Origin of the sequence: uncultured Leptotrichia sp. (assembly GCF_938036635.1) — a bacterium.
Lineage (GTDB): Bacteria > Fusobacteriota > Fusobacteriia > Fusobacteriales > Leptotrichiaceae > Leptotrichia > Leptotrichia hongkongensis.
The window spans coordinates 1-4684 of sequence record NZ_CALHQO010000320.1 but is presented as its reverse complement, the minus strand read 5'-3'; the positions used below and the strand labels follow the sequence as shown (position 1 = coordinate 4684).

At 30.6% G+C, this 4684-nt stretch carries 4 protein-coding genes; all 4 read left to right on the top strand.

Going from position 1 to position 4684, the window contains the following annotated elements:
* Positions 1-51: 51 nt before the first annotated feature.
* The 4 genes from rpoD to Q0370_RS06370 all read left to right on the top strand — a co-directional run bounded on the left by rpoD (position 52) and on the right by Q0370_RS06370 (position 4542).
* Positions 52-1230 carry an RNA polymerase sigma factor RpoD gene (gene rpoD / locus Q0370_RS06385; RefSeq protein WP_299573600.1) on the top strand — a complete coding sequence of 393 codons (1179 nt, stop codon included), beginning with the start codon at positions 52-54 and terminating at the stop codon, positions 1228-1230.
* 76 nt (positions 1231-1306) lie between these two features.
* Complete coding sequence (locus Q0370_RS06380; RefSeq protein ID WP_021745209.1) at positions 1307-2257, top strand: DNA-directed RNA polymerase sigma-70 factor; 951 nt, start codon at positions 1307-1309, stop codon at positions 2255-2257.
* 27 nt (positions 2258-2284) lie between these two features.
* Positions 2285-3097, top strand: a complete 813-nt coding sequence (locus Q0370_RS06375) for a Nif3-like dinuclear metal center hexameric protein (RefSeq protein WP_299573593.1) — start codon at positions 2285-2287, stop codon at positions 3095-3097.
* 170 nt (positions 3098-3267) lie between these two features.
* Positions 3268-4542: an NRAMP family divalent metal transporter gene (locus Q0370_RS06370; RefSeq protein ID WP_299573591.1), complete on the top strand. Its 1275-nt coding sequence runs from the start codon at positions 3268-3270 to the stop codon at positions 4540-4542.
* Positions 4543-4684: the final 142 nt, after the last annotated feature.

The following is a 4684-nucleotide window of genomic DNA, read 5'->3' as shown; positions in this document are numbered from 1 at the left end:
GTGAAATAGAAAAATTATATAATGAATTTATATTGATAAGGAGACCGAATTATGTCTGATAAAAAACAAAATTTAAAAAATAGTCTCGCAAATTTTATAAAACAGGCACGAGAGCAAAAAGTTGTAAGTTACGAAGAAATAAATTCTGTTTTATCTATTGGATTTTCAACTGAAAAAATTGATCAGCTAATAAAAAAATTGACTGATGACGGTGTTCAAATCGTAGATACTATAAAGGAAAAAGAGGATTTATTAAAAGTTCCTGATTCCATAGAAGCTATCGAAAAAATGGAAATATCGGATTTTGAAGATTCGCATGATGAATTTGTAGAGAGTGAAATCGACGATTCGGAAGTGGATAAACTATTACAGACAGATTTGTTAAAAATGGCAGAAAGTATGGATGTAGATGAACCAATAAAAATGTATTTGCGTGAAATTGGACAAATTCCACTACTTAGCTATGAAGAAGAAATCGAATATGCTCAACGGGTTTTAAATGGCGAGGAGGAAGCAAAACAGAAATTAATAGAGTCAAATTTAAGGCTTGTTGTCAGTATCGCAAAAAAACATACAAATCGTGGCTTGAAAATGCTGGATTTAATTCAAGAAGGAAACATGGGGCTTATGAAGGCTGTGGAAAAATTTGAATATGAAAAAGGATTCAAGTTTTCGACTTATGCAACTTGGTGGATTAGACAGGCTATAACACGTGCAATTGCAGATCAGGGAAGAACAATAAGAATACCTGTTCATATGATTGAAACAATTAATAAAATCAAAAAGGAAAGCCGTATTATTTTACAGGAAACTGGAAAAGAGCCAACAGCAGAGGAACTGGCTGAAAAGCTAGAATTACCAGTAGAAAAGGTAAAAAGTATTTTAGAAATGAATCAGGATCCGATTTCACTTGAAACTCCAGTTGGAAGTGAAGAAGATAGTGAATTGGGAGATTTCGTGGAAGATGATAAATTTGCGAATCCTTATGATGCAACAACGAGAGTTCTATTAAAGGAACAGCTTGATGAAGTATTAAAAACATTAAATGAGCGTGAGGAAATGGTGCTTAGATATAGATATGGACTAGATGACGGTTCTCAGAAAACTCTTGAAGAGGTGGGGAAAATCTTTAATGTAACAAGGGAACGTATTAGACAGATTGAGGTAAAAGCATTAAGAAAATTAAGACATCCAAGCAGAAGAAAAAAATTGGAAGATTACAGGAGCTAAAGTTGTTATTTAGCTCCTTTTAGATATTTAGGATTTTTAGATGAACTAAATAATAAATAAAATAAGGGGAAAAAAGATGTTAAAAAATGTTTTTGAAGATATAAGAAAAAAAGGAAGTTTCAGTTTTGAAAAAATTATAGAAAATCATACAATGAATGATGATGAATTTTTTGAATTTTTAAAATTTATCCATTTGGAAAATATTCCAGAGGTTAGGACTTCAACTGATGGGAGTGATTTTATCGTATTAGAAGACGAGAATATTTTTATTGAAGAAAAGGATATGATAAAGTCGTATTTAGAAGATATAAAGAGAAAATACGAGGAACTTGAGAAAAAAAGTAAAAATGAGAAAGAAAGGGAAGAATTAATTGATAAATATTTAAAAATTGCAGTAAAAGAAAGCTTGCTTTATTCAAAATATGGATTTTCGTTTTTAGATACAGTTCAGGAAGCTACACTTGGAATTATGTCAGGTTTGAATTATTATGATGAAATTATGAAAATAACAAAAGAGCCTGAATTTTTTGTGAAAAATTTTGCTGTAAAATATATTTTGGAATTTCAGAAGGAACTGTTAAAAGATATTAAATCATCTGAATTATCGTATATTTTATATTTAAAAGTAAAAGTTGATAGGAGTATGGGATTTTCAATGGATGAAATAAGTAAACAGATGAATGTTTCAAAAGAATATATTGAACAGCTTGAAAAACTATTTGACGAGGTAGAGCCTGAAGAGCTGATTGGAAATTCACAAATATTGGAAAAGGCTGATAAAATTACACAAATGTATATTCTTGAAAATATTCCTAAAAAACTAAATTATCTAGATGAGCAGATTTTAGTTATGACTTATGGACTGGATGATAAAGTGTATACAGAAAAGGAAATTGCAAAATCTTTAAACATTGCTAGTCACAATGTAAATATTTTAAAGGAAAAGGCACTTAATAAGTTATCAATTGACTTGATGAGAAATGATTTTGTAGAAAATAATGAAGAGGCAAATTATACAATAAATTAAGAAAAATAATGAAAGGAAAAGGAAATTATGAAATTATGGGAAATAATAGGAGAGCTTCACACAATCTTTAATCCTAAAATTGCTGAAAACTGGGATAATGTCGGACTTCTTGTGGGAGATAACACAAAGGAAGTCAATAAAGTGTTATTTTGTCTAGATGTAACAGAAAAAGTTGTAAAACAAGCTGTAGATAACAATGTAGATTTGATAATTTCACACCATCCAGTTATTTTTTCAGGTTTAAAGAAAATTACAAATGAAACTGTACATGGAAGAAAGTTGTTAAAATTAATAGAAAATAAAATAGCAGTTTACTCGATTCATACTAATTCTGATTTTGCAATTAATGGATTAAATGACTTTATAATGGATAAACTAAATCTAGATGGGGAAAAAATAATTTTTAATGAACACGAATTTGAAGAATATAATCCAATAAAAAATAAGGTGGAGAGTGTACATAGCGGACTTGCAAGAATAAAGATATTAAATGAGGAAATGAGACTGGAAGACTTACTTGAAAGAATAAAGAATTCACTTGGAATAAGCTATGTAAGGTATGTTGGCAATAAAGATGCATATGTACGAAAAATTGGACTTGTTACAGGTGGTGGAAGTTCATTTATGTATGAAGTGGCTGATAAAATTGATGTGTTTCTCACAGGGGACTTGAAGTACCACGAGGCTTTAGATTCTTTAGAAGAAGGGCGTATTTTAGTTGACATTGGACATTTTGAGAGTGAATACTTGTTTGTAGATATGATGGAACAGAAAATGGCGAAATTCTTTAATGGAGAAATGATTCGACATTTTGAAGACGAAGTATTTAAATTAGGGTAGAAAAATATTAAAAATAATCGAATAAAAATTAAAAATATTGATAAAAACACTAAAAAAATTTTGAATATTCAGTACAAAATGTTATAATACCCCTATAATTTCAAAAATTTGACTATCAAATGATTTGTTATAATTTTTGGAAAGACTAAGAGAAAAGGAAGGTATTTTTTATGACAACTACTCACTCAAGCTGGTATCACAAGTTTAAAGCCTTTGGACCTGGTATCCTTATGGCTTCAGCAGCTATTGGAGGTTCCCATATCGTAGCCTCTACGCAGGCAGGTGCATTATATGGATGGCAATTGGCAATTATAGTTATTTTAGTCAATATTTTCAAATATCCATTTTTCCGTTTTGGGACCCAATATACGCTAGAATGTAAACATTCGTTAATAGAAGGATATGAAGAAAAGGGGAAAATTTATCTTTGGGTATTCTTTATTATGAATATATTTTCTGCAGTTATTAACGTGGCGGCAATTGGTATTTTGACAGCGGCAATTTTAGCAAATATTTTAAAATTGACATTTCTAAGCAGTCTTACTCCTGCGGCAATGGCTTCAATGATTAACATGCTTACTACAATTGTTCTTGTAGGTTCACTTGCAATGCTGGTATTTGGAGGTTATAAACTGTTGGACAGTTCTTCAAAATTTATTGTTATTTCATTGACAGTTGCAACAATTATCGCAGTTGTTATTGCGTTATTCAAACAACATCCGATGGCACCAGATTTTGTTATCCAATCGCCTTGGAAACTAACAGCATTGCCATTTATTGTATCATTAATGGGATGGATGCCTGCTCCAATTGAAATTTCCGCAATTAATTCGATGTGGACTGTTGAAAAACAGCAAAATATGAAAGTTCCCCACAAACTTGCAATGTTGGATTTTAATGTAGGTTACTGGGTTACAACAATTCTAGCCTTTGTATTTTTGGCACTTGGAGCATTGATTCAATATGGAACGGGAACAGCGATTAAAGGAGCAAGTGCAGCTTATATCGCGCAGTTTATTCAAATGTATTCAAGCGTTATTGGAAACTGGTCAGGACTTCTTATTGCATTTATCGCATTTATGTGCATTTTTGGTACAACAATTACAGTTGTAGATGGTTATTCACGTGCTAATGCTGAATGTCTTAGATTAATTATGAAACAAAAAGAAGTTAAAACATCACATTTTAATATATGGATGATAGGAACAGTAGCTGTGGCAATGGTTATCGTATTCTTTTTTGCTGGAAATGTAGCCGCAATGATGAATTTTGCCATGATATTCTCATTTGTTTCAGCTCCAGTATATTCATATCTTAATTTTTCACTTGTTAAAGACAATAACAAGCTGCCTGTTTGGCTGTGGTTCTTATCAGTGGCAGGAATTATATATTTAGCAGGGTTTACAATATTTTTCCTTGTTTATTTGTCTGGAATTTTGAAATAGTATTGTTATTTTAATTTATAAAAAAAACCACCTTTCAACAAGATTTAGTAATTGTCATTGTAGGTGGTTTTTTCTTTTTTTGTTAATCATAGATTGTAAAATATATTGCGACAAACTAAAAAAATATAAAAACTCATGATAA

What these genes read in the sequence shown, in the direction of transcription:
- rpoD (WP_299573600.1), top strand. Translation starts at nt 52, where the DNA reads ATGTCTGATAAAAAACAAAATTTAAAAAATAGTCTCGCAAATTTTATA.
- Q0370_RS06380 (WP_021745209.1), top strand. Translation starts at nt 1,307, where the DNA reads ATGTTAAAAAATGTTTTTGAAGATATAAGAAAAAAAGGAAGTTTCAGT.
- Q0370_RS06375 (WP_299573593.1), top strand. Translation starts at nt 2,285, where the DNA reads ATGAAATTATGGGAAATAATAGGAGAGCTTCACACAATCTTTAATCCT.
- Q0370_RS06370 (WP_299573591.1), top strand. Translation starts at nt 3,268, where the DNA reads ATGACAACTACTCACTCAAGCTGGTATCACAAGTTTAAAGCCTTTGGA.